We start from the raw sequence: 24,135 nt of genomic DNA, 5'->3' as shown, positions 1-24,135 counted from the left end.
CTTCGGCGGACATGCCATGACCTTCCCAATCGCGTCAGTGACTGCGCTCTTGCACGGCGGGCAGCCTGAGTCCCTTGAGCGCGAGGGCGTTCATGGCCACGATGAAGCTGGAGCCTGACATCGACAGCGCCGCGATCTCGGGGCGCAGCACCAGGCCGAGGGCGGGTTCGAACACACCCGCAGCGATGGGCAGGGCCAAGGTGTTGTAGCCGATCGCCCAGCCCAGGTTCTGCCGCATCTTGCGCACCGTTCCGCGGCCGATCCGCAGGGCGGTCGGCACGTCCAGCGGATCGGACCGCATCAGCACGAGGTCGGCGGTCTCGATCGCCACATCGGTGCCCGCGCCGATCGCGATGCCGAGGTCGGCCTGGGCGAGTGCGGGGGCGTCGTTGACGCCGTCGCCGACCATCGCCACCGTACGTCCGTCGGCCTGCAGTTCGGCGATCTTTGCCGCCTTGTCCCCGGGCCGCACTTCGGCGATCACGGTATCGATGCCCAGAGCGCGTGCGATCCGCTCAGCGGTGGCGGCGTTGTCCCCGGTGAGCATGACCACCTCGACGCCGAGGTCGTGCAGCGCGGACACCGCCGCCGCGGAGGTCTCCCGGGGAGCGTCGGCGATCCCGATCACTCCGGCCGCTCTGCCGTCGATCGCCACGAGTACGGCCGTGCGACCTCCTGAGGCAACTTGGTCGCGCTGCGGTGTCAGTTCGCCCAGCGCGATGCCCTCACGGTCGAGCAGTCTCCGGTTGCCCACCATCACCCGGCGTCCTGCCACCTGGGCGACGGCACCGTGGCCGGGTATGTTTTCGAACCGCTCCGCTCGTACGGCGTCCAGACCTTGCTCGTCGGCGTACCGGACGACGGCCTGGGCCAAGGGATGCTCCGACTCCCGCTCCACCGCGGCCACCAACCGCAGCAGCTCATCCCCCGGCACGCCATCCGCGATCACTTCGGTGACCTCCGGCTCGCCCTTGGTCAGCGTGCCGGTCTTGTCCAGCACCACGACCTGGACGCGTGCAGAGGTCTCCAGAGCCATCGCGTTCTTGAACAGCACGCCGCGCTTCGCACCGAGACCCGTACCCACCATGATCGCCGTGGGCGTGGCGAGACCGAGCGCGTCCGGGCAGGTGATGACCACGACGGTGATGGCGAACAGGATCGCCACTCCGAACGGCCGTCCGGCCAGCAGGAACCATACGGCGAAGGTGAGCGCGCCGCCGATCAGCGCGACGAGGACCAGCCAGAACGCGGCCCGGTCGGCCAGCCGCTGGCCCGGCGCCTTGGAGTTCTGCGCCTGCTGCACGAGCTTCACGATCTGTGCGAGGGCGGTTTCGGCGCCCACCTTGGTCGCCCGCACGCGCAGGGTGCCGTTGCGGTTGATCGTCGCCCCGACCACGGCCGAGCCCGGTTCCTTGTGCACCGGCAGGCTCTCGCCGGTGACCATGGACTCGTCGACCTCGCTCTCGCCCTCCTCGACGGCTCCGTCGACCGGAATCTTGGCTCCAGGACGGACCAGCAGCAGGTCACCGGCGACCACCTCGGCCGTGGGTACTTCGACCGGCGTCCCGTCGCGCACGACCATCGCCATCGGGGGCGCCAGATCGAGCAGAGTACGGATGGCGTCGTTGGCCCCGCCTCGGGCCCGCATCTCGAACCAGTGCCCCAGCAGCACGAAGGCCGCCAGCACGGTGGCCGCCTCGTAGAAGACCTCACCGCCGCCGGTCAGCGTCACGACCACCGAATAGAGCCAGCCCGCTCCGACCGCGACGGCGACCAGCACCATCATGTCGAGCGTGCGCGCCCGCAGGGCCCGCACGGCCCCGTCGAAGAAGATCCAGCAGGAGTAGAAGATCACGGGGAGGCTGAGCAGCAGCGCCCACACGTCTTGCCGCAGCCCGAACGGAACCGGGACGTGCAGGCCGAACACCTCGGTGCCGATCGGCGACCACATCAGGATCGGGATCGAGAACAGCAGTGCGACAAGGAAGCGGTTGCGCATGTCGGCCACCATCGCCGCCATCGACATGCCGGCGTGCCCGCCGTGGCCCATCATCTCGTGCGGGGACATCGCCGCCTCGGCGTGACCTGCGGAGCCGTGCTTCACGTATCCGCCATGCGCAATCGCCTCGTGTCCCGACGCCGTGGATTCGCCCATGCCTGCGTGCATGTGTGCGCCGTGCCCGGCCATGGTCGCGTGATCGCGCCCCGGACTCGCGACCCGCTTGGCGACGTCGTCGATGGCAGAAGTGCTCGTCCCACCTGATGCGGGTGGATCAGGCTCAGCCATGGGGTCACAAATATGGGAGGGAACAGACTGGCCGGCACAGTGGTATCCGCATTCGCGGATCCAGTCTCGCAACTCAGCCAGGGACGTTCGAGAGGGGTCGAACACCACTGTGGCCGTTTGGGCCACCGGATTGACCTCGACCTCCAGAACACCCGGCCGTCGGCCCAGCCGCGAGGCGACGATGTTCTGCTCCGTGGCCCAGTGCAGTCCGCTGACGTCGAGAACCGCCGTGCTCCGGTCCTTACCGCTATCCCACGCACCCAGCTCATTCACCACCGCGTCATCTCCAGCACCTGCGAGTCAGCCAAAGTCCTATCGTCGATAGTAGATGCAGGGTTGTGAGGGACGGCTTAGTGCGCCCTGCCGGCCGATTTCACTGTGCGGGGGATAGCGGCCGAAGCATGGCCGGCAACGTCGGAGTCAACAGGCGGGGAGCCTGAAGTCCGGGTCCCTCAGTGTGCGTGCGGCCCCGCGACGTGCTGTGGTCTGCCGCCTGGGACCAGAGTCAGGGCGACGAGGGCGCCGAGGGCGGCGCTGACGGCGCACACCGTGAAGGCCGTTCCGAAGCCGGTGATCGTGCCGGTCTCGATACCGCCGGCCGCGACGGTGGAGACGACGGCGACGCCGACCGACCCGCCGACCTCGTGGAACGTGTTGACCACGCCGGATGCAAGGCCGGCCTCCTGATGAGAGATGTAGCCGAGTGCGGAGGTGGTGGCTGCGACGAACACGGCGCCGAGGCCGGCGGCTGCCACGGCGAAACCGGGGACCAGGACCGCCCAGACGTCGGCCTCCGCAGACAGGCCGGTGAGCAGCCAGGAACCGGCGGCGGCGAGCGCCAACCCCGCGGCGGCGATCGGACGGCTGCCTGTGCGCCCGACGAGACGACTGCCGACGTGCGCACCGATTCCGGTGGCCACCGCGACGGGCAGGAACATGAGGCCGGTGCCGAGGGCGGTGTAACCGCGGGCGTGCTGAAGGTAGACGGAACCGAGGAAGAAGAATCCGATCAGCAACGCGCTGGCGACCAGCATGAGGAAGGCACCCGCGAGGACGGGACGCCGGGAGAGCATGCGAACGTCCATGAGCGGCGCACGAACCCGCCCTTCCACGATGGCGAACCCGGCGTACAGCGCCAGGGCGGCGATCAGTGCCACGAGCGTCGCCGTCCCGCCCCAGCCGGCGTCGCCCGCTTTGACCAGGCCGTAGATGAGGGAGGCGGTCGCCCCGGTGACCAGCGGCGCCCCGAGTAGATCGATCCGACCCCGCTGAGCCTGGCGTGCTGGGGCCGGGACGGTGAACGGCAGGGCGACCAGCACCACGACGCCGACAGGGACGTTGATGAAGAACACCCATTCCCAGCCGGGGCCGGCCGTGATCGCGCCGCCCAGGATGACTCCCGCCGCCGATCCGATGCCGCCCAGAGCGGCCCAGACGCCCAGCGCTTTGTTGCGCTCAGCGCCGTGGAAGGCGGTCGTGACGATGGACAGCGCCGCCGGCGAGAGCAGGGCCGCTCCGACTCCCTGCGCGACACGACCGGCGATCAGCACGGATCCGCTTGGGGCCAGGCCCGTTCCAAGCGACGCGAGGGTGAAGACGGCGAGACCGGCCAGCAGGGTCCGTCGCGCGCCGAGCCCGTCCGCGAGCCGGCCGCCCAGCAGCATCAGCCCTCCGAAGCAGAGGGTGTAGGCGGTGACCACCCACGTGAGCGTTTCGCGGTCCAAGTGAAGGTCGGCGCTCATGCTGGGCAGCGCGACGTTCACGACGGTGACGTCGAGGATCAGCATGAACTGGGCCAGGCACACCAACGCGAGGGCCGCCCAGCGGCGCCGGTCAGGTGGGGTCTCGGGATGTGCCTGCACGGCATGCGGATGGTGAGCAGAGACGGGATGGCTCACGAGGGACCTCCGGAAGGGGATTTGAAGGCTGCACGACGAACCCAAGCGCAGCGGATAAGTCCAACAGCCAGGTACGGGTTGGCGCGGCTCAATCACGGGGGCGGGCAGGGCAACCATGGCGACTCCCGGCTCGAGGTCGGCCGACGTGGGCACGACGTGCAGCGATCCCGCATGTCCTGCGGTATCTGCGTAACTGCCACGGTCCCACCCCCTCGTGAAAGTTGTATGATGCAACTCTTAAGAGAGGGTAGCGAGCAGAGTTGTATCTTGCAACTGTGGAGGATCTGTGCAGCAGGAACCGACGCCCGACGGCCTCGAAGCGCTCCTGATGGAGCTCGTCATCGAGATGGGCCTTCAGCGGGGCGACGCACTGGTGCCGGATCTGACGATGACTCTCTCCGAAGGACTGGCCCTCCTGGAGATCTGGCACACCGGCCCGGTGCCGCAGCAGCACATCGCCGACCGTCTACGCCTGGAGAAGAGCAGCGTCAGCCGCCTTATCGCGGGGCTGGAGCGCAAGGGCTGGCTCGTCCGGGAACGCGATCAGGCCAACCGTCGCTACTACCGCCTCATGCTGAGTGACGCCGGTCGTGCAGTCGTGGCACGAATGTCAACGCACCTGCACGAGCGTCACGGCCAGGTGCTCACGAGGCTTTCGGGCGCCGAACGCTCCGCTCTGGCCGTGGCGCTGCCCGCCCTCACCCGTGCTCTGCGTGAGACCACCGCCGCAGCGGGCACCTGAGAGATCGCCGGCCGTCGATGGTCACGATGCTGGGCAAGGGCGGATACGCGCCACCCCAGATGATCAGGCCTGGAGGTAGCCGAGGGTGGTCATCATGCCGACCTCGGCGTGGTAGACGTTGTGGCAGTGGATCATCCACAAGCCGGGATTGTCGGCGTCGAAGTCCGCCTCGACAGTGCTGTTCGGCAGCACAATGGCGGTGTCCTTGCGGATCCCGCTGGCGGTCAGGGCGAAGGTGTGGCCGTGCAGGTGCATGGGATGCCACATCAGGGACCGGTTGACGAACTGCAGCCGGACCCGTTCCCCGGCGCGGACGGGGAGGACGGTCTTCGGGTCGTACGGCTTGCCGTTGATGGCCCAGTCGTAGGCCATCATGCTGCCGGTCAGCTCCAATCGGATGGTCCGGTCGACGGCCTTCGACGGCAACCTCACACTCTGCGCGGGACGGAGCTCGTCATAGCGGAGGATCCCGCCCTTCAGCTCTCGCGGCCGCACGTCGATGTCAGGAGCCCGGCCCGTTGTGGAGGTTCGGACCAGCGCGCGGGCGGCGCCGTTCTTACCCTCGGCGGCGGCGACCAGCGGGAACACGCCGTCCTTGAGGGTCACCAGCACGTCGTAGCGCTCCCCCATGCCGATCAGCAGCGCGTCGGTCGGCGCAGGTTGGATGGGGAAGCCGTCGGTGTGGGTGACGCTCATCCGATGGCCGCCGAGCGCGACGCGGAAGGCGGTGTCGACAGCGGCTCGTGGGGATCCTCGACGATCAGCGGCGCGTACAGACCGCGGTCGAGCTGCGGGCCGGAGTGCGGGTGGAACCAGTAGGTCCCGGGGGTGGGCGCGGTGAATTCATAGGTGAACTCCGCACCGGCCCCGATGGGCGGCTGCGTGACGCCGGGGACGCCGTCGGCGTCGTTGCGCAGAGCCAGGCCATGCCAGTGCACGCTGGTGTCGGCCGGAAGCCGGTTGACCATCCGGGCCCTGACGACCTCCCCCGCTTTGACGCGGATCTGAGCACCGGGAACGCGGCCGTCGTAGGACCAGGTGTCGACCACCTTCCCGCCCAGGTCCACCAGTGCTCGCTGAGCGGTCAGGACGACGTCACGGACCGCGCCGGGGTGGCGTGCCGCTTCCGCGGCCCGCACCTGCTCGGCCGAGGGCCCGACGAAGGCCGGGACGCCGGCCGTGCTCACCGCCGTGCCACTGCAGGCGGAAACAGCGGCGCCGGCGGCGACCAGCAGGCCGCCGCGCAGGAAGGAACGCCGATCGAACGAAGACATGCGAAACCTCACGTGGGTCGTGCCGATGGATGACGCCGGAAACGCGGGGTGCCGGGCACCCGCGTGGCATCCATCAGTTCCGAAGCACCACCACACGCGTGAGGACGACGGATAACGGCGGCAGGTCGGGAACGGAGAATCGGCCGATCGACAGCCGGCCGGGCCTGGCCGCTTCCTCCGCTCCCATACGGGTCAGGAACAGCGGCAGTCCCAAGGCCAGGCCCAGAGCCGACAGGATCGCAAGACACACCGTGCTCGGATCGAACGGCGAGTGGGAGCCGGCGTTGTGCGTGGACGAGTCGCTGCCGGAGGAACTGTGATGCGGGGTAGCAAGCCCGACGTCGGCCGTATGCGTCGTCATGGCCGCTGACATCGACATCGCGCCGGGGCCATCGTGCTCATGCCCGAGCGTGTGCATGGCGGCCACGCCTGTCACGAGGATCATCAGCAGCATCGCGCGGAGAAGCGCCGCTACTGGTCCCCGGGCCGCCATCGTGTCCTCCAGGGTCGATACCTTCTATCGCCGATAGTAGCGCCCCTTGTGTCTGGCGACGGTTCCTCTCCCTCGTAAAGCGACCCGAGCCAGGACAGGCCCACTAAGAATAATAGTAGGTTCAATTGATTACTAAATAGCCGGAATGTCCGTTTGTGGATTTTCGGAGAGGTAATCAATAAGTCGTCTGGAGTGGTCACTTCACGTCTACGAGTGGCATTTCGGTGCGCATCTAATTCTCGGTAATCCATCAAGGAGACAATGAGATGCTTGTACTCCGTAACACTATCGCCGGCATCGCGGCCAGCACCGCTCTGGCCGGCAGTGCTGTCTGTCTGGGCGCTCTCACCTACGCCAGTCCCGCCAGTGCCATGACCGTACACAGCGCCGGAAGCTGTCAGTGCAGCGGCAGTCAGTCCGGTAGCTGCCGATGTGCCGATTGCTGCTGCGACGGTTGCGAGTGCGACGACTGACTCGGCGCCGCTGGGTGACCTTCAGATAGCCCTTGCGCATGGGGGCGAGAGGCTGCCCTGAAGGTGAAGGAGGGCTCCGGCGAGCCACGGCTCGCCGGAGCCGCACTCGGCATCGAACCTTCTCGGTCCGCGCCACGAGCAAATGTGTGGGCGGTGGATGTATGGCCGCCCAGGTGTCACTGGAGCACTAAGTCGCGTAGACGGGGGCGAGATCGACGAATATGCGGTAGTCCGAGATCAGGCCGTCGTCGCGGGTGCGCCAGATCGATACGGCTACGGCGCTTGCGTCCTTGCCATCAAGCCTCCGGTAGGTCACCTCGGTCTCGGCGATGATGTCGGCATCCAACCGCCAGTTCCGGACGACCCGGTGCCGCAGGCCGCCGATGGTGGAGTAGAAGTCCCGGAGACCGGCGACGATGGCCCCACGTCCCGCAAGCGGCTCGGCATTGCCGAACACCAGCGTGGCATCCTCGGCCAGCAGTCGCCCAAACTCCTCAGGATCGAACGAATCGACTGATCGGAAAACGCGTCGCACCGCATCGTCGGACATGCCGGTCCCTTCTCACACAGATGGGATCACTGATGGGGACGATACGGGGCGAAGGATGGCGTACAACTAGCGCAAGGGTGGGGATTTCGTCCCCGAGTCCGGGTCGCGACATCGCCGGACCGAGGAGATCCTCCTGGCCGGCCACCTTTCGGCAGATGCAGGGCTGGTCAGCAGCCTGCCCTTCGCGGCTACCGCATGGTCTTGGTCAGGCGGTAGCGCGAGGGCGGGATGCCGTATCGATTGAGGAAGTTCTGACGGAGGCTTTCAGTCGTGCCGAAGCCGCAACGGGACGCGATGGCGGCCATGGGCAGGGATGTGGACACGAGGAGATGGGCGGCGGCCTCGGTGCGGGCCCGGCGTACGAAGCGGCCCGGGCTCTGACCCAGGTGCCTGAGGAACAGGCGGGTGAGATGCCGCTCGCTCACGCCCGCGTCGGCCGCCAGGGAGGCCGTGGTCAGGTCGCCGTCCAGGTGGCCCGTGATGTGGTCGACGACGCGCTTGACCAGGCTGTCGCTGGGCGGCGGGCTTTCTGTGAACATGCTCATCTGCGCCTGGTTGCCGGGTCGCTGCAGGTAGGCCACCAGGTAGCGGGCCACCTCCCGGGCGAGCGGGGCCCCGTGATCCTCTTCGATGAAGGCGAGGGTGAGGTCGAGGGCGCTCGTGACCCCGGCGGCCGTGGCGACGTTGCCGTCGCGGATGAAGATCGGCTCGGCGTCGACGGTGATTTCCGGGTGACGGGTGGCGAGTACGTACCCGTACTTCCAGTGGGTGGTGGCCCGACGCCCGGCGAGCAGGCCGGCCGCGGCCAGCACCGCCGCGCCCGTGCACACCGAGGCGACGCGGCGACTCTCCCGGGCCAGGCGGCGGACGTGGCCGACGATCACTTGGCTGGCCGCGGCGTCTTCGTGCCCGATTCCCCCCGACACCACGAGTGTGTCCAGCGGTCCGGTGACGTGCTCGAGGGCCTGCTGCCCCTGCAGCGTCAACCCGCTCGCGCACGTGATGGGCAGGCCTGACGGGGTGGCCAGGCACACGTCGTAGAGCGGCACGGCGCCGTGCAGGTTCGCCATTATCAGGCTGGACGTCACGCATGAGATGTCCAGCAACTCCGCCGCGTGGTACCCGAGCACGACCACACGTCGTTGAGTCATGGCACGACTCTACGTCGGAAAGACACACAGCCAAGATTCCCGGACCTGTTTCGGGTCCCCTCATTGGCGCTTTCTCAAGCCGCCGGGACAGTTGAGCCAGGCCTCGGACGGAGCTCAATACGCGCCCTGCTGCCGGGTCTACGGAATGAGATATTCCAAAACCCTCCGAGAAAGGACCGAAATGTCAGCCGAGCCACGATTCCACAAAAGGGCTGGATCCGCACGCCGCGCTCTTCGTTCGAGTGCGGCCGCCGCGCTGGGACTGGCCGTGCTCCTCAGCGGCCCTCCCGCTGCCGCGGCGCAGGGCGACCCGATCGCGGATGCGCTCGCCCGAGTCGCGGACGGGACCTACACGAACGAGGATCTGGAGTTGCTCAAATCCGATCCGGAGATCGCCGCGCAGGTCCCGGACCCCACGAAACCCGACGAGTCCAGTACGTCCACGAACGACGACGCGAGCACGCACGCCATTTGCGGTGCGTACGCGGACGTCTGGTTCCGCAAGCGGAGCCTGCTCGGGTCGACCATATACGTATGGCATCACCGGGTCGTCTACTGCCGCGACGGCTCCCGGGTGACCTCCTGGCAGAATCGCTACGACTACCTGAGCGATGCTCAGAGCATTGTTTACATGCGAGAGCTGCAGGTCAACCAAGCAGGCGGGGTCGGGACAACATCGGCATGGTCGCATCTGCAACGCCATCTGGAGTACTGCGTGGCGAAGTACGGATGCTATGCCAGCATGAAGCCGTGGTCGCGTATCACCGTTCACGGCAACGCGACGTACAGCTACACGGGTTCGGCAGGGTGAGCCGGCGATCGTCCGGGCTCGACGGGGTGAGCTTCCGGCTGTGAGCGGCGCTTCTGCCGGAATCGCGACCGGTCAGGACATCGGGCGCAGGTGAACGCCGGCTGACTTCGTTCGCTTCGCAGCGGACCTCGGCAGTCGGCGTTTCCGCTCGTCCCGGGAATGCTCCTCGCCGACGTCAGCCGGCTGCCGGGCACGATGGAGACGACGAGGGCTGCCAGGCAGAACGTGACGCACTGGCCACTGATCCTGGACCTGTGGTCACTCACCATGAGCTTGACGTGCGGCCTGTGCGGTGACGCGTTCGATGGCCTGGACGGCGACATCGGGCTGGTCGACGTAGATGTAGTGGCCGCTGTTCTTGGCCGTGCTCAGCTTGCTGCCGCTGGACAGCGCGAGCCACTTGCGCTGGCCCTCGGCCCACGCCTGCTCCAGGCGCGGCCCATACGTGGGGACGGCCGCGAGGTACTGCTTCCCGTGCTGGATCACCTCCACCGGGATGTCCCCGGCGGAACGGACCTTGCCGTCGGTGATGACGAGTTTCTCCGGGTTCTCGCCCTGGAACATCGCGAGGTTCTGTGCGCGCAACTCGGCCGCCGGGCCGGTGGCGGACTTGGGGATCGCCTTCGTGATGTCGTCCGCCATGGTGGGTGGGGTGGCGTCCATCAGGACCAGCCCCTTGACCCTGTCCTGGTGGTCGGGGGCGTACCTGGCGGCGATCAGTCCGCCCAGCGAGTGCCCGGCCAGGACGACCGGGCTGTCACCTGCGACGCGGTCGAGCACCCCGGTCAGGATCTTCCCGGTGCTGGAGAAGCTCTGCGGACCGTCCGGCTTGTCGCTCGCGCCCGCGCCGAGCCGGTCGTAGGAACAGACCCGGTTCTTCTTGCTCAGCGTCTTCTGGATGGCGGCCAGCTTGTCCAGCCCATCGCCTCCCCCGTGCATCAGGATGATGACCGGCCTGCCTTTCTCCGGGTCTCCCGAACAGGACACGTTCACCGACCGGCCCGCGACGTCGATCTTCTTGGTCCCGGAGATCGGGGCGGCATCGGCTGTGCGGGTGGCGGGGGCGAGGGGGTCCCAGTGCTCCAGCGATTCGCCGTCGCAGCCGGCGACCCCCGCGCCGAGCACGGTGCAGCACAGCGCGGCCACAACGGATGTCTTGATCTTGGGGAGCATGAGGTCCTCCGATGAGGGAGTCGACGCCGGGGTGATGCGCACGGCGGTGTAGCGGGAAAGCGACGGAGCGCCGTGGCTGCGTCGTAACGCTACGGATCCGGCGGTCCGGGATCGTCACCTCACGGTGGACATTCGCCGGTAGCTCGTGCGGGGGACAAGTGCGGTCCGCCGGGGAGGGCCGCGCTCGCGGCGCCCTGTGCGCCGCGAGGTCGCCGATCAGCTCTTCCTCTCACCACACATCGTCAGCACACACGTGTGGCACGCCTTGCAAGCTCCGCATCGTCCTCGACCACGACTCACGGTGACCTACTCCGGCCAGGGGGAGCCGAGGATCGTGTCGACGAAGTTCCCCCGTCGGTAGCCGGGCACGTAGCGCTCGAGAACGTCGGCCTTGACGTTGCCGAACGTGGTCCCCGGCTTGGGCGCGACGCCCTCGGTGAACGCCCGCAGGATCGCCTCCTTGAAACCCGGCCGGGGATGCAGGGCGGTGATCTCGGCCCGCTGGGCGTCGTCGAGATCGTGATAGCCGATGCCGAGCACGTCGTACTCCACACCCGCGGTGACCAGCGCCACCTCCGGTTCCATGAACTCGGGGATGCCTGGGGTGGTGTGCAGGGCGATCGCCGTCCACACCCGGCGGACGCTGTCCTCAGGCACACATCTGGTCGATCGTCATGGTTCTTCTCCCCTCCGGCTGTGCCATACGCCGTCGTGAACGCTGTCGGGAGGCTTGGTCCCGGCCGTGGGGAACTGCGATCAGTGAGGAGAGTCGCTGGTCACTCGGAGGGCCGGGGCCCCGCGGCGCGGCGCAGCCGGTTGGCGATCGCGAGTCCCAGCCCCTCCTCCACCGGCAAGGAGGCGACGATGAGGTCGCACCCCCGCTGGTCGAGCTCGCGCAGGAACCCGTACAGCCCGCGCGCGTAGGCGGCCATCGAATCGGGGACCGCCACCACGGCGTGCGCCTTCACCTGGGCGCCCGCGAAGGAGGGGGGAAGAAAGACGCCCACCTGGTGCCCTAGCTCCTGCGCGAGCTCCGCTTCGGCGACGACCTTCTCGGGCTCGACGAGGACGACCCGCGCACGCGGCGCGTAGTGTGACGGATGCTGGCCCGGCACCCGGACGCGGCTCGTGGAGTGAACCGCGAGCGGGCGTCCCAGCACCGCCTCGAGGTCCTCGCGCGTCACCCCGCCGGGCCGAAGGACGCTCGGAGTGTCGCCCGTGGCGTCGACGATGGTGGACTCGACGCCGACCTCGCAGGAGCCGCCGTCCAGCACGAAGTCGACGGCGTCACCAAGCTCCGCCCGGACGTGGTCCGCCGTCGTGGGGCTGACCGAGCCGAAGCGGTTGGCGGACGGGGCCGCGACACCTCCGCCGAAGGCCGACAGCAGCGCGAGCGCGACAGGGTGATCGGGCACGCGCACGGCCACCGTCTCAAGGCCACCGGTCGCTTCGAGGGACACCCGGCGACCACGCCGCAGGACCAGGGTGAGTGGCCCCGGCCAGAAGCGTTCGGCCAGCAGGCGCGCCGCCGCGGGCACGTCCTCGACCCAGTCGCCCAGGTGCTCCGCGCCGCAGATGTGGACGATCAGCGGGTGGGAGGGCGGGCGCCCCTTCACCTGGAAGACGCGCGCGACGGCGGCGGGGTCCTCGGCGTTGGCGCCCAGACCGTAGACGGTTTCGGTCGGGAAGGCCACCAAACCTCCGGCGCGCAGCACACCGGCCGCCTTCTCGATGTCACTGGTTCTTGCCGTCACCCTCGCAATCCTTTCACTGTTCCGCTCTCCACATGCCGGGGTCTCGTCGGCGCATGGTGACGAACCACGGCCGACAGCACCGCGTGAGCCCGGACGGACGAAATCCGTCACAGCGGCACGGGGGAACACCGCCAGGACGGCCCCTGCCTCAGGGTAGAACCCGCAGGCCGCACCCCATCTCACCGGTCACCTCCAGGCGGTGCCGCCCTTCACCAGGGTGATCGCGCCATCCGACGCAAGGTCACACGAATAGGCCCTGACGCGCACTTCGTACGGTTCATCCGGGTTCGACTGGCGGGAGTATCCTGCTGCGCACGTGTCACCGACCTTCCCCCACAGCTCAACGGGGCCCGCCGTGTGGCAACGGCACGGTACGGAGTCCGGCGTGGGTGGGCTGGGCTCGGCGTGAACGAAAGGGTGTCAAGTGGCGCGCTGTGAGGACGCTGAGCAGGGGCCGCCGACAGCGGCCGGAGCCGGGGTGTTCGCCGCCGAAGACGAGGTCGGCCGGGATCTGGCGTTGGTGGACTGGCGGGCGACCCCGCTCGGGCCGCCGGAGGAGTGGCCGCAGAGCCTGCAGACGGCGGTGAGCATCCTGCTGTCGTCCCGGTTCTCCATGTGGATGGCGTGGGGGCCGGAGCTGACCTTCTTCTGCAACGCCGCCTACCGCCGTGACACCCTGGGCCGGAAATATCCGTGGGCGCTGGGCCGGCCCGCCAGCGAGGTCTGGGCGGAGATCTGGGACGACATCGGCCCGCGGATCGACACCGTCCTGGCCACGGGGAAGGCGACCTGGGACGAGGCGCTGCTGCTGTTCCTGGAGCGGGCCGGCTATCCGGAGGAGAGCTACCACACGTTCTCCTACAGCCCCCTCCGGGACGACTCCGGCACCGTGGTCGGCATGTTGTGCGTCGTCAGCGAGGAGACCGAGCGGGTCATCGGCGAGCGGCGCATGGCGACCCTGCGGGATCTCGGCTCCGATCCCAGTGTGGTCCGCACCGAGCAGGAGATGCTGGCTTTCGCCTGCCGGCAGCTCGGCCGCAACCCGCACGACCTTCCGTTCACCTTGACCTACCTGTTCCAGGACGGCGGCGGGGCACGACTGGCAGGGGTGACCGGAATTTCCGCCGGGCACCCGGCCGCCCCTCTCACGCTGCCGGCCGACGCCCCGGACGCGGTGTGGCCCGCGACGGCGCTGGCCCGGGGAGAGTCGGTGATCGTGCCGCTCGACCCTGCCTCACTCGACCCTGCCCCACTCGACCCTGCCCCACTCGACCCTGCCTCACTCGACCCTGCCCCACTCGACCCTGCCTCACTCGATCGGGCCCCGTTCGCCGGTCTCCCGGCCGGAGGCTGGCCGGAGCCGCCCACGCAGGCGCTGGTGGTGCCGCTGCTCCAGCAGGGCAGTGCGCCGTACGGGTTCGTGGTGGCCGCGCTGAACCGATACCGCCCCCTGGACGAGGCGTACCGCGGGTTCATCGAGCTGGCCGCGGGGCATGTCGCGGCGGGCGTCGCGAGCGCCCGCAGCTACCAGGCCCAGCAGCGGCGGGCGGAGGAGCTGGCCGAGCTCGACCGCGCGAAGACCGTCTTCTTCTCCAACATCAGTCACGAGTTCCGCACACCGCTGACGCTGATCATGGGGCCGGTGGAGGAACTGCGCGGCCGCCTGCAGGGAGCCGACGCGCAGGTGCGCGAGGAGCTCGAGGTCATCCGCCGCAACGGGTTGCGGCTGGGCAAGCTGGTCAACACCCTGCTGGACTTCTCCCGCATCGAGGCCGGCCGGATGCAGGCCAGCTACGAGCCGGTCGACCTGGCCGCGGTCACCGCCGAGCTGGCCAGCCTCTTCCGCTCCGCCGTCGACAAGGCGGGCCTGGACTTCCGGGTCGACTGCCCTCCCATGGACGAGCCGGTCTACATCGACCGCGGCATGTGGGAGAAGGTGATGCTCAACCTGCTCAGCAACGCGCTGAAGTTCACCTTCGAGGGCGCGATCGGCGTCACCGCGCGCAGGGAGGACGACCACGCGGTGGTGACCGTCATCGACACGGGCATCGGCGTCCCGGCCGAGGAGGTGCCGCGGCTGTTCGAGCGGTTCCACCGCATCGAGAACGCGCGATCGAGGTCCAACGAGGGCAGCGGCATCGGGCTGGCCCTCGTGCAGGAGCTGGTCGGCCTGCACGGCGGCACCATCAGCGCCGACAGCGCCGAGGGCGCGGGCACCCGCTTCACCATCCGCCTGCCGTACGGCTCCGCGCACCTGCCCGCCGAGGCGATCACGACGGCCGGCACCGGCGCAGGCGCCACCACCGCGGATCCATACGTCGAAGAGGCGCTGCGCTGGCTGCCCGTGGACGACACCGGCGAGCCCACCGGGGACACGATGCGGATGCCGTCCCATGACGGCTCGACCGCCCCGGCGCGTGTGCTGGTCGCCGACGACAACGCCGACATGCGCGAGTATCTCGTCCGTCTCCTCCAGGGCGCCGGCTACGTCGTCAGCACCGCAGGCGACGGGATGGAGGCGCTGGACGCCGTCCGCGCGGACGCCCCCGACCTCGTGGTCAGCGACGTGATGATGCCGCGCCTGGACGGCCTGTCCCTGGTCGCGGCGCTGCGGTCCGACCCACGCACCGCCGCCGTGCCCGTGGTGCTGCTGTCGGCCAGGGCGGGTCAGGAGGCGTCCATCGAGGGCCTGCAGGCCGGAGCCGACGACTACCTCGTCAAGCCCTTCGCCGCCGCGGAGCTGCTCGCGCGGGTGAGGGCGAACATGGACATGGCGCGGCTGCGCCAGCACCAGGCGCGCTGGCGCAGCGCGCTGGTGGACTCGCTGCAGGAGGCGTTCTTCGTCTGCGACGAGCAGGGCGCCGTCGTCGAGATCAACAGCGCCTTCACCGACATCCTCGGCTACGGCCCCGAGGACCTCCCCTACACGCCGATCCATCCGTGGTGGCCGGACGCCGCCACCGATCCCGCTGCCCACCAGCAGGTCGCCGACGCCTTCAGCGGCCTTCTCGGCCCGGGCCAGGGCAGCTACACCATCCCGGTCACCCACCGTGACGGGCACCGGCTGTGGGTGAGCGTCACCTTCAACCAGGCGCAGGATCCCGACACCGGGCGGCATGTCGTCGTCGGCACCTTCCGCGACGTCACCGCCGAGCACTACGCCATCCAGCGCGAGAGCGCCCTCGCCTCGCTGAGCACCAGCCTGTCCCAGGCCGGGAGCCTCTCCGACGCGCTGACCGGCGCCCTGCGGGAGCTGCGGAGTCTGTGGCGCGCCCGGTCGGTTCTGGCCGCCGTCTTCGACCACGGCGAGGAACCGACCCTGACCGCCGCCGGCGAATCGGTGGACTGGCACGGGCTGCCGGGCGATCGCCGCCGGGCGCTCACCGATCTGCTGCGGCGGCCGCTGCTCACCCCGGTCGCCGACCGCGACGGGGTCGGCATCCTGCTTGAGCACCCCGAGGGCCAGCTGGCCCTGTGGGTCGACCTGGGCGACCACCGGCCTTTCACCGGCGAGGACCAGGTGCTGCTGTCGCTGCTGGCCGGGCGTCTCGCCCAGGGGCTGGTGCGCGCCCACCAGATCGACCAGCAACGCGAGACCGCCATCGCGCTGCAGCGTGCCATCCTCGGCCCCGCCCAGCTTCCCGAAGGGTTCGCCGTACGCTACGAGCCCGCCACCAGGCCCCTGGAGGTCGGCGGCGACTGGTACGACACCATCGCACTGCCCGGCGGACGCATCGGCATCGTGGTCGGCGACTGCGTCGGGCGCGGGGTGGAGGCCGCCGCCGTCATGGGACAGCTGCGCAGCGCCTGCCGCGCGCTGCTGCTGCAGGACGACAGCCCGGCCCGCGTGCTCATGGCCCTGGATCAGTTCGCGGCCGGCGTTCCCGGCGCCAGGTGCACCACCGTCTTCTGCGCCGTCCTCGACCCGGAAACCGGGCGCCTGTCCTACTCCAGTGCCGGACATCCGCCGGGAATCCTCGCCCTCCCCGACGGCAGCACGGGCCTGCTCGACGGCGGGCGTTCCGTCCCCCTGGCCGTACGCCCGGGCGCGACCCGTCCGGAGAGCGAGACGATCATCCCCGCGCGTGCCACGCTCATGCTGTACACGGACGGCCTGGTCGAACGCCGCCGCCGTCCGCTGTATTCGGGCATCGACCAGGCCAGCCAGGCCGTACAGGACGGCAGGAACGTCGCCGTCGACGACCTCGCCACTCAGGTGATGATCCGCCTGGCGCCCGCAGGCGGCTACGACGATGACGTCGCTCTGCTCCTCTACCGGCACCCGGCCCCGCTGGAGATGACCTTCCCCGCCGAGTCGTCCCAGCTGGCGCCCGTCCGCAAGGCGCTGCGGAGCTGGCTCGGCCAGTGTGACCTACCGGCCCAGATCGTCCAGAACATCCTGGTCGCCGCCGGTGAGGCGTGCGCGAACGCCATCGAACACGGCCACCGGCACACCCCCGGCGACATCGTCCGCCTGCGGGCCGAGGCGTCGGTCGACAACCTGCGCCTCACCGTCGCCGACACCGGCCGCTGGAAGTCCCCCGAGCCCGAGGCCAACGCCCACCGCGGCCGCGGTGTCGCGCTCATGCGCGCCATGATGCAGCAGGTCACCATCACCCCCGGCCCGTACGGGACCACCGTCGACATGCAGATGAGGATCGCCTGATGACCACGCCCCTGACCCTCACTCCTGGGGTTCGCCCGGACGGCGCCGCTCTCCTGACCGCGGCCGGTGAGATCGACATGAGCAACACCGCCGCCCTCGAGGCCGCTCTCGAGAGCACCCCGGGGCCCGTCGTCCTCGACCTGACCTCCGTCGAATACCTCGACAGTGCGGGCCTGAGCGTCCTGTTCGCCCACGCCGACCACATCACCCTCATCGCCAACCCGCTGCTCACTCCCGTCCTGACCATCTCCGGGCTGGCGGACATCGCCACCGTCCACGACGGCGACCTCGACGCCCGATAGGGCGGGATTTCCGGTCCTCCTGCGGTCACATCGCCTCAAGTGAGATTTTGCTCTCGGTTGCGTTGATCTCTTTACACGAGTCATGTGATAGTTGACTATCAAGTGGCGACTCGACGGCTCGTGGTGAACGACGATCCGCTCTGGAGGCATCATGACCACTGTCGAACCCCGGACCTTCCCCTTCGGCCAGGTGGACCGGCTGGAGGTGGACCCCCTTTTCTCCCGGCTGCGGCAGGAGGAACCGCTGTGCCGGGTCCGGCTGCCCTACGGTGAACCCGCGTGGCTCGCGACCCGCTATGAGGACGTCAAGGTCGTGCTCGGCGACGCGCGGTTCAGCCGGGCCGCGGCGATCGGCCGCGACGAGCCGCGGATGCGGCCCCACCAGTCCCGCCCCGGCAGCATCCTCAGTTTCGACCCGCCCGAGCACAGCAGACTGCGCAGGCTGGTGTCGAAGGCGTTCACCGTACGGCGGATCGAGCTGCTGCGGCCACGGACCCAGGAGATCGCCGACGAACTCGTCGGCGCGATGCTGGCCAAGGGCGCCCCGGCCGACCTCGTCGAGGACTTCGGGCTGCCGCTGCCGATCACGGTCATCTGCGAGTTGCTGGGCGTTCCCGTCGAGGACCGGGTCGACTTCCGGACCTGGTCGGACGCGCTCCTGTCCACCACGCGGTTCACCCCCGATCAGGTGGTGCGCTGCATGGGCCTGCTACGGGAGTACATGGCCGGTCTGATCGCCGAGCGCCGGCAGACCCCGAAGGACGACCTGCTCAGCGCGCTCGTCGCGGCCCGCGACAACGAGGAGCGGCTGTCGGAGGAGGAGATGCTGTCGCTGGCCGAGGCGCTGCTGGTCGCCGGTCACGAGACCACGGCCACGCAGATCCCGAACTTCGTCTACGTGCTGCTCACCCACCCCGAGCAGCTCGCGGCGCTGCGCGCGGACCTCGACCTGATACCCAGGGCGGTCGAGGAGCTGATGCGCTTCGTCCCGCTCGGGAACGGCGCTTCCATCGCCCGCTACGCGCTGGAGGACGTCGAGCTGGGCGGCGTCACGGTGCGCGCCGGAGAGCCGGTGGTCGTGAGCCTGGTGTCGGCCAACCGCGACGAGTCGGTCTACACGAACCCCGACGAACTCGCGTTCGACCGTCAGCAGGCCTCGCACGTGGGGTTCGGGCACGGGGCGCACCACTGCCTCGGCGCCCCGCTCGCCCGGATGGAGCTACAGGTCGCCCTGCGTACGCTGCTCACACGGCTGCCGGGACTCCGCTTCGCCGGCCCCGAGGACGACGTCGCGTGGAAGACGGGGTTGTCCACCCGAGGGCCCGAGCACATGCTTGTCACCTGGGACGAGCTCTGACGAGCGTGCGGAGCTAATCGATAGTCGCCTATCGGTTGGTTATCCTGTCGAGGTGACCACCGAGACCTCACGGCGGCTGCGCGCCGACGCCGCACGCAACTCCGGCAGGATTGTGCGCGCGGCCCGGGAGGTATGGGCCGAGCAGGGCCCCGACGCGCTGCTCGAAGACATCGCCCGCCGCGCCGGGGTCGGCATCGCGACGCTCTATCGCCACTTCCCGGACAAGGCGGGCCTGGTCCGGGCGGCCCTCGACCAGAGCTTCGCCGAGGACATCGCCCCCGCCATCGAACGGGCGCTCGGCGACGACGACCCCCGGCGCGGTCTGACAGCCGTGCTCGAGGCGGCGATGTCCACGGCGGCCCGTGAACTCAACACCCTGGCCGCCGCCCGGAACTCCGGCGCCATCACCGCGGAGGCCAGCAGCACGTTCATCGAGTCGCTGACCCTGCTGGCCCGGCGCGGGCAGCAGGCCGGTCTCATCCGTGCCGACCTCGTCCCCGACGACCTGCCCAGGATCATGGTCATGCTGATGGGCGTGCTGTGGACGATGGATCCCGGCAGCGACGGCTGGCGGCGCTACCTCGCGCTCGTCCTCGACGCCCTGTCTCCCGACGCGGCCTCCCCGCTGTCGGCCGCCGTGCCGCTCAGGTCGCCGCGCAAGCGGGGCGGCTGGCCCGTGTGACGCGCGGGGGCCGTGAGCCTGGCGAGGGCGGCGGCCGAGGGCGTTCCGGGCTCGGCCTGGTAGGCGATGACGACCTGACCGTCCGTCCCGCCGACCGTCAGGCTGTGACGCCGCAGGACGAGCGGCCCGACGACGGGATGGGCGAACTCCTTCGTCTCGTCGCGCGTCGGGCGGACGTCGTGGCGTTCCCACAGGCGGCGGAAGTCCTCGGAGGCCGCCGACAGCTCCTCGACCAGCTCGCGCAGGGCCGGGTCGTCGAGGTCGGTGCCGGCCACGGCCCGCAGCGCGGCGACCGAGTCGGCCGCGACGGTGTCCCACCTGGGGAACAGGGCCCGCGCGCCGGGGTCGAGGAAGACGTCTCGGACGAGGTTGCGGCCGGGCCGATACATGGGCGCCAGGGCGATCGCCGTCGCGTTGGCCGCCAGCACGTCGAACCGCCGTCCTCGCAGGTAGGCAGGCGTGTCCACCCACGCGTCGAGGAGGAGCCGCGTCCCCGGGGCCGGTCGCTCCCGCGGCCGGCGGGGCCGGCCGCCGTTCCGTCTCGGCGCGTCGCGGGCCAGGGCGTGCAGGTGGGCCGTGAGGTCGGCGTCGAGGCGCAGGGCGGCACCGAGCGCGTCGAGCACCTGCTCGGAGGGGTTGCGGTCGCGGCCCTGCTCGAGCCGCGTCAGGTAGGCGAGGCTGACGCCCGCGAGCGCGGCAAGTTCGTCGCGGCGCAGCCCCGCGACCCGGCGCCGCCCGGACGAACGCAGCCCGACGTCCTCCGGGCGTACGAGCGCGCGGCGGGCCTTGAGGAAGCTGCCGAGAGCGTTGTTGCCGGGCATGTCACCCGCCACTGTACGCAGGGCCCGTGGGCGATGGTGACCCTGTCACGGTGATGGCTGTGCCGTCCCGCGCCGGGCAGAGTGACCGGTATGAGTACCGAACACACACTTACCTGGTTCATCACGGGAGCATCCCGCGGCTTCGGGCACGTGTGGACGCGGGCGGCGCTGCGGCGGGGCGACCTGGTCGTCGCGACGGCCCGCGACGTTTCCGCGCTGAAGCCGCTCACCGACGAGTTCGGTGACTCGGTCCTCCCGCTGACGCTCGACGTCACCGACCGGGAGGCCGCCTTCGCCGCGGCGGCCCGGGCGACCGAACGCTTCGGCGGGATCGACGTCGCCGTCAACAACGCCGGGTACGGCCTTTTCGGAGCGGTGGAGGAGATCACCGAGGCCCAGGCGAGAGAACAGCTGGAGACGAACCTGCTCGGCGCGCTCTGGGTCACCCAGGCCGTGCTGCCCGGGATGCGGGAGCGCGGCCGGGGCCACATCCTGCAGGTGTCGAGCATCGGCGGCGTCGCCGCGTTCCCCATGCTCGGGCTCTACAACGCGTCGAAGTGGGGCCTGGAGGCGTTCAGCGAGTCGCTCGCACAGGAGGTCGCCCCGCACGGGATCAAGGTGACGATCATCGAGCCCGGCCCGTACGGCACCGACTGGAGCGGATCGTCGGCCGTCCACGCCGAGCCGCTCCGCGCGTACGAGCCCGTCCGGGAGGCCCGCCGCGCCGCCGCGGCGGGCAGGGTCCCGATCGACCCCGAGGTCACGGCCGAGGCGGTCCTCGCGGTCGTGGACGCGGAACGGCCCCCGCTGCGCCTGTTCCTGGGGAGTTACTGCCTGCCGATCGCGGAGCGGGTCTACACCGAACGCCTGGACACCTGGCGGGAGTGGCGCTCCCTCTCCGAATCCGCCGACGGCTGACCCGGCGGGACTGGCGCGCCCCACCGATCTTAGGTAAACCTAACCTTAGGTACGCTGAGTCGGGAGGTGCCTATGAGACCGGGTGACTTCGCGAGAGGCGCCGTTATGCGGCTGCGCCGCGTGACCGGCGACCGGCGGCATCGCAGACGGCTGGCCGAGCTGGGGTTCGTGCCGGGCGCGTCGCTCTCGGTGCTGGGACGGGGCATGCACGGCGGCCTCGTCCTGGCCCTGGGCGACGGCCGGGTGGCCGTCGACGCCCTGACGGCGGCGACGCTGGTGGTGGAGCCGGCCGATGAGTGAGCGGCCGATCACCAAGGGACCGGTCGCCAAGGGACCGGTCGCCAAGGGACCGGTCGCCAAGGCCCTCCTCACCAAGCCCTGCTGCGACGACGACGTCCCGGGCGGCGTCAACGCCGGTGATCCGCGGGTCGCCCTCGTCGGCAATCCCAACGTGGGCAAGTCCACGTTGTTCAACATGCTGACCGGGGCGCGGCAGCGGATCGGCAACTGGCCCGGCAAGACGGTGAGCGTGGCGCAGGGCACCTGGCGCTCACCCAACGGCGAGATCACCCTCATCGACCTGCCGGGCACCTACAGCCTGGTGCCGGGCTCGCCCGACGAGGCGCTGACCAGGGACCTGCTCGTCGACCGGGGCATGGGGGGCCGCCCCGACCTCGTGGTCATCACCGTCGACGCCGCGAACCTCGCACGCAACCTCTACCTGCTCGCCCAGGTCATGGAGACGGGCGTGCCGCTGGTCGTCGCACTCACCATGGTCGACATCGCCGAGAGCCGGGGCATCCGCGTCGACGCCGGGCGGCTGTCCGAGCTGATCGGCGCCCCCGTCGTACCCCTCGTGCCGCGCCGGGGTGAGGGCGTGGCCGAGTTCGACCGTGTCGTCGCGAGGGCACTGGCCGCTCCCCGCAGACCGGCCCTGCCCGTCCTGGGCGAGGACATGGAGGCCGCGCTGGCGTCGATCACCGCCGAGGTGCCCGCCGAGACCGCCGTACGCTACCCGGCGCGCTGGCTGTCGATCGCGCTGCTCACCGGGGAGGACGTGCCCGGCGTACCGGAGGAGACCGCGGCCGCGGCACGGGCCGCCGGCGCCGCGCTGTCCGGCGGCGAGCCGGCCGGCGACGACGAGCCGGACGACCCGGAGCTGCTGGTCGCCGAGCAGCGGTACGCGTGGGTGCACGAGGTGATCGCGGAGGTCGTGACCCGCCGCGGGGCCGGGCGGGCCACCTGGTCGGACCGCGTCGACCGGGTGCTGACCTCCCGGTGGTCCGGGCCGCCGATCTTCCTCGCGGTCATGTGGGCGGTGTTCGCGCTCACCACGAAGGCCGCCGCGCCGCTCATGGCCGGTTTCCAGGGACTCGTGGACGGCCCGGTCTCCACCGGCGCGGGCCGCCTGCTCGACGCGCTGGGGGCGGGCGGCGCGATCCGCGGCCTGGTGCTCAACGGCCTCATCGCGGGCGTCGGGCAGGTGCTCTCGTTCGTCCCGCTGATGGCCATCATGTTCGTGCTGCTGTCCGTGCTCGAGGACTCCGGCTATCTGGCGCGGGCGGCGTTCGTCGTCGACCGGCTCATGCGGGTCATCGGCCTGCCCGGCCGCGCGTTCCTGCCGTTGATCGTCGGTTTCGGCTGCAACGTGCCCGCCCTGGCCGGCACCCGCATCCTGTCCGACCGGCGGCACCGCCTGCTGACCGGACTGCTGATCCCGTTCGTGACCTGCAGTGCCCGGCTCACGGTGTACGTGCTCGTGGCGACCGCGTTCTTCGGCAGCGCCGCGGGCACGGTCGTCTTCGCGATGTACGTGCTGTCGATCGCCCTGGTCATCGGGATGGGCCTGCTGCTGCGCGGCACCCTGTTCCGCGGCATGGCGGAGGAGCCGCTCGTCCTCGACCTCCCGCCCTACCGGCTGCCCGCCGTACGGGTGATCGGGGCGCAGTCGTGGGTGAAGCTGCAGGCGTTCCTGAAGACGGCGAGCGGGATCATCGTGGCCACGGTCACGCTCGTGTGGCTGCTGTCGTCGATCCCGTTCGGCGGCCAGGGGTCGTTCGGCCGCACTCCGATCGAGCACAGCGTCTTCGGCGCCGCCTCGCACGCCGTCGCCCCCGCCTTCGCCCCGTCCGGGTTCGGCGACTGGCATGCCTCGGCCGCCCTGATCACCGGATTCGTGGCGAAGGAGGCCGTCGTCTCCACGATGGCCCAGACGTACAGCATGGGCGAGCCGGCCGACGGGCACCAGCCGGGCGGGCTCGGCGGCGCCCTGCGGGCCACGATCGAGCAGACCTCGCACGGCCACCCGGTGCCGGCGGTGCTGGCGTTCCTGGTGTTCCTGCTCGCCTACACACCGTGCATGACGACCGTGGCCGCCCAACGCGTGGAGATCGGCGGGCGGCTGACCCTGTTCGGCATCGGGATGCAGCTCACGCTGGCCTGGCTGCTCGCGGTGGCGGTCTTCCGCGTAGGGAGCCTGTTCCTATGAGTGCGCTGCGCAGGGTCCTCGAAGAGATCACCGCCGCCCGCGGCGGGGTCAGCCTGGACGACATCGCCCGGCGGCTGGGCCTCGGCCGTGACGAGGTCGACGCGATGGTCGAGTACTGGGTCCGCAAAGGGCGCCTGTCGTCCGACGACATCGCGGCCGCCTGCCCGAGCGGCGGCTGCGGCACCTGCGCGCTGGGCGACGACGGGAAGCCGGGCTGCGGCACGCGGCGTGACGGCCCGGTGCTGCTCGCGATCACGGTACGCCGCCGAGAGGATCGCCGGGAGGACCCCTGAGC

21 protein-coding genes and 1 pseudogene are annotated in these 24,135 nt (G+C 70.2%); 10 read left to right on the top strand and 12 right to left on the bottom strand.

Annotated elements, in window-relative coordinates:
* Positions 1-34 precede the first annotated feature (34 nt).
* The 3 genes and pseudogenes from FH610_RS16985 to FH610_RS16980 all read right to left on the bottom strand — a co-directional run bounded on the left by FH610_RS16985 (position 35) and on the right by FH610_RS16980 (position 4,149).
* On the bottom strand, positions 35-2,104 hold the full coding sequence (locus FH610_RS16985; protein ID WP_240809042.1) for a copper-translocating P-type ATPase: 2,070 nt from the start codon (positions 2,102-2,104) through the stop codon (positions 35-37).
* A gap of 234 nt (positions 2,105-2,338) precedes the next feature.
* Positions 2,339-2,560 (bottom strand): annotated as a pseudogene (locus FH610_RS44465) (cation transporter); the annotation flags it as partial.
* Positions 2,561-2,739: 179 nt separating this feature from the next.
* The gene (locus tag FH610_RS16980) at positions 2,740-4,149 is read right to left on the bottom strand and encodes an MFS transporter (RefSeq protein ID WP_240809018.1); all 1,410 of its coding nucleotides are present in this window, start codon (positions 4,147-4,149) and stop codon (positions 2,740-2,742) included.
* Between the two features lie 322 nt (positions 4,150-4,471).
* Here FH610_RS16980 and FH610_RS16975 point away from each other — a divergent pair, with 322 nt between their 5' ends.
* The gene (locus FH610_RS16975) at positions 4,472-4,927 is read left to right on the top strand and encodes a MarR family winged helix-turn-helix transcriptional regulator (RefSeq protein ID WP_139575439.1); all 456 of its coding nucleotides are present in this window, start codon (positions 4,472-4,474) and stop codon (positions 4,925-4,927) included.
* A gap of 63 nt (positions 4,928-4,990) precedes the next feature.
* On the opposite strand, the gene FH610_RS45220 is transcribed toward FH610_RS16975, so the two are convergent.
* The 5 genes from FH610_RS45220 to FH610_RS16955 all read right to left on the bottom strand — a co-directional run bounded on the left by FH610_RS45220 (position 4,991) and on the right by FH610_RS16955 (position 8,868).
* Positions 4,991-5,623, bottom strand: coding sequence for a multicopper oxidase domain-containing protein (locus tag FH610_RS45220; protein ID WP_276607679.1), 633 nt, complete (start codon positions 5,621-5,623; stop codon positions 4,991-4,993).
* Positions 5,620-6,201 (bottom strand): multicopper oxidase domain-containing protein, encoded by a 582-nt coding sequence (locus FH610_RS45215; protein ID WP_276607678.1) that lies wholly within the window; start codon positions 6,199-6,201, stop codon positions 5,620-5,622. The genes FH610_RS45220 and FH610_RS45215 overlap by 4 nt, the downstream gene beginning before the upstream one ends.
* 73 nt (positions 6,202-6,274) lie before the next feature.
* On the bottom strand, positions 6,275-6,655 hold the full coding sequence (locus tag FH610_RS16965) for a DUF6153 family protein (RefSeq protein WP_139575438.1): 381 nt from the start codon (positions 6,653-6,655) through the stop codon (positions 6,275-6,277).
* A gap of 699 nt (positions 6,656-7,354) precedes the next feature.
* Complete coding sequence (locus FH610_RS16960) at positions 7,355-7,717, bottom strand: nuclear transport factor 2 family protein (protein ID WP_139575437.1); 363 nt, start codon at positions 7,715-7,717, stop codon at positions 7,355-7,357.
* 188 nt (positions 7,718-7,905) lie between these two features.
* A complete protein-coding gene (locus FH610_RS16955; protein WP_139575436.1) occupies positions 7,906-8,868 on the bottom strand; it encodes a GlxA family transcriptional regulator in 963 nt (320 codons plus the stop codon).
* Between the two features lie 268 nt (positions 8,869-9,136).
* Here FH610_RS16955 and FH610_RS16950 point away from each other — a divergent pair, with 268 nt between their 5' ends.
* Positions 9,137-9,679, top strand: coding sequence for a hypothetical protein (locus FH610_RS16950; protein ID WP_139575435.1), 543 nt, complete (start codon positions 9,137-9,139; stop codon positions 9,677-9,679).
* Between the two features lie 258 nt (positions 9,680-9,937).
* On the opposite strand, the gene FH610_RS16945 is transcribed toward FH610_RS16950, so the two are convergent.
* The 3 genes from FH610_RS16945 to FH610_RS16935 form a co-directional block, all read right to left on the bottom strand.
* Complete coding sequence (locus FH610_RS16945) at positions 9,938-10,852, bottom strand: alpha/beta fold hydrolase (RefSeq protein WP_139575434.1); 915 nt, start codon at positions 10,850-10,852, stop codon at positions 9,938-9,940.
* A 306-nt stretch (positions 10,853-11,158) separates the two neighbouring features.
* Entirely contained in the window at positions 11,159-11,509 is a 351-nt protein-coding gene (locus tag FH610_RS16940) for a hypothetical protein (RefSeq protein ID WP_205825833.1), read from the bottom strand.
* 119 nt (positions 11,510-11,628) lie between these two features.
* Positions 11,629-12,606: an L-threonylcarbamoyladenylate synthase gene (locus FH610_RS16935; RefSeq protein ID WP_139575433.1), complete on the bottom strand. Its 978-nt coding sequence runs from the start codon at positions 12,604-12,606 to the stop codon at positions 11,629-11,631.
* A gap of 424 nt (positions 12,607-13,030) precedes the next feature.
* Here FH610_RS16935 and FH610_RS16930 point away from each other — a divergent pair, with 424 nt between their 5' ends.
* The 4 genes from FH610_RS16930 (at position 13,031) to FH610_RS16915 (ending at position 19,613) form a co-directional block, all read left to right on the top strand.
* The gene (locus FH610_RS16930; protein WP_139575432.1) at positions 13,031-17,272 is read left to right on the top strand and encodes a SpoIIE family protein phosphatase; all 4,242 of its coding nucleotides are present in this window, start codon (positions 13,031-13,033) and stop codon (positions 17,270-17,272) included.
* Positions 17,272-17,574, top strand: coding sequence for an STAS domain-containing protein (locus tag FH610_RS16925; protein WP_139575431.1), 303 nt, complete (start codon positions 17,272-17,274; stop codon positions 17,572-17,574). The genes FH610_RS16930 and FH610_RS16925 overlap by 1 nt, the downstream gene beginning before the upstream one ends.
* Positions 17,575-17,725: 151 nt before the next feature.
* Positions 17,726-18,931: a cytochrome P450 gene (locus FH610_RS16920; protein ID WP_139575430.1), complete on the top strand. Its 1,206-nt coding sequence runs from the start codon at positions 17,726-17,728 to the stop codon at positions 18,929-18,931.
* A gap of 52 nt (positions 18,932-18,983) precedes the next feature.
* Entirely contained in the window at positions 18,984-19,613 is a 630-nt protein-coding gene (locus FH610_RS16915) for a TetR/AcrR family transcriptional regulator (protein WP_240809017.1), read from the top strand.
* Here the strand turns inward: FH610_RS16915 and FH610_RS16910 are convergent.
* A complete protein-coding gene (locus FH610_RS16910) occupies positions 19,508-20,434 on the bottom strand; it encodes a helix-turn-helix domain-containing protein (protein WP_139575429.1) in 927 nt (308 codons plus the stop codon). The two genes, FH610_RS16915 and FH610_RS16910, sit on opposite strands and share 106 nt — an antisense overlap.
* 90 nt (positions 20,435-20,524) lie before the next feature.
* On the opposite strand from FH610_RS16910, the gene FH610_RS16905 reads away from it, so the two are divergent.
* The 4 genes from FH610_RS16905 to FH610_RS16890 all read left to right on the top strand — a co-directional run bounded on the left by FH610_RS16905 (position 20,525) and on the right by FH610_RS16890 (position 24,133).
* Positions 20,525-21,352, top strand: coding sequence for an SDR family NAD(P)-dependent oxidoreductase (locus FH610_RS16905; protein ID WP_139575428.1), 828 nt, complete (start codon positions 20,525-20,527; stop codon positions 21,350-21,352).
* Between the two features lie 105 nt (positions 21,353-21,457).
* Positions 21,458-21,652 (top strand): FeoA family protein, encoded by a 195-nt coding sequence (locus FH610_RS16900; protein ID WP_205825832.1) that lies wholly within the window; start codon positions 21,458-21,460, stop codon positions 21,650-21,652.
* Entirely contained in the window at positions 21,645-23,840 is a 2,196-nt protein-coding gene (gene feoB / locus FH610_RS16895; protein ID WP_139575426.1) for a ferrous iron transport protein B, read from the top strand. The genes FH610_RS16900 and feoB overlap by 8 nt, the downstream gene beginning before the upstream one ends.
* Positions 23,837-24,133 carry a FeoC-like transcriptional regulator gene (locus FH610_RS16890; protein ID WP_139575425.1) on the top strand — a complete coding sequence of 99 codons (297 nt, stop codon included), beginning with the start codon at positions 23,837-23,839 and terminating at the stop codon, positions 24,131-24,133. The genes feoB and FH610_RS16890 overlap by 4 nt, the downstream gene beginning before the upstream one ends.
* The last annotated feature ends 2 nt before the right edge of the window (positions 24,134-24,135 follow it).

Origin of the sequence: Microbispora catharanthi (genome assembly GCF_006334915.2) — a bacterium.
Lineage (GTDB): Bacteria > Actinomycetota > Actinomycetes > Streptosporangiales > Streptosporangiaceae > Microbispora > Microbispora catharanthi.
This window is presented reverse-complemented; position numbering and strand designations above follow the sequence as displayed.

Bases quoted from the DNA above. Each gene is read 5' to 3' on its own strand.
- FH610_RS45220 (WP_276607679.1), bottom strand. From the start codon at position 5,623: ATGAGCGTCACCCACACCGACGGCTTCCCCATCCAACCTGCGCCGACC.
- FH610_RS45215 (WP_276607678.1), bottom strand. From the start codon at position 6,201: ATGTCTTCGTTCGATCGGCGTTCCTTCCTGCGCGGCGGCCTGCTGGTC.
- FH610_RS16965 (WP_139575438.1), bottom strand. From the start codon at position 6,655: ATGCTGCTGATGATCCTCGTGACAGGCGTGGCCGCCATGCACACGCTC.
- FH610_RS16960 (WP_139575437.1), bottom strand. From the start codon at position 7,717: ATGTCCGACGATGCGGTGCGACGCGTTTTCCGATCAGTCGATTCGTTC.
- FH610_RS16955 (WP_139575436.1), bottom strand. From the start codon at position 8,868: ATGACTCAACGACGTGTGGTCGTGCTCGGGTACCACGCGGCGGAGTTG.
- FH610_RS16945 (WP_139575434.1), bottom strand. From the start codon at position 10,852: ATGCTCCCCAAGATCAAGACATCCGTTGTGGCCGCGCTGTGCTGCACC.
- FH610_RS16925 (WP_139575431.1), top strand. From the start codon at position 17,272: ATGACCACGCCCCTGACCCTCACTCCTGGGGTTCGCCCGGACGGCGCC.
- FH610_RS16920 (WP_139575430.1), top strand. From the start codon at position 17,726: ATGACCACTGTCGAACCCCGGACCTTCCCCTTCGGCCAGGTGGACCGG.
- FH610_RS16910 (WP_139575429.1), bottom strand. From the start codon at position 20,434: ATGCCCGGCAACAACGCTCTCGGCAGCTTCCTCAAGGCCCGCCGCGCG.
- FH610_RS16905 (WP_139575428.1), top strand. From the start codon at position 20,525: ATGAGTACCGAACACACACTTACCTGGTTCATCACGGGAGCATCCCGC.
- FH610_RS16900 (WP_205825832.1), top strand. From the start codon at position 21,458: ATGCGGCTGCGCCGCGTGACCGGCGACCGGCGGCATCGCAGACGGCTG.
- feoB (WP_139575426.1), top strand. From the start codon at position 21,645: ATGAGTGAGCGGCCGATCACCAAGGGACCGGTCGCCAAGGGACCGGTC.
- FH610_RS16890 (WP_139575425.1), top strand. From the start codon at position 23,837: ATGAGTGCGCTGCGCAGGGTCCTCGAAGAGATCACCGCCGCCCGCGGC.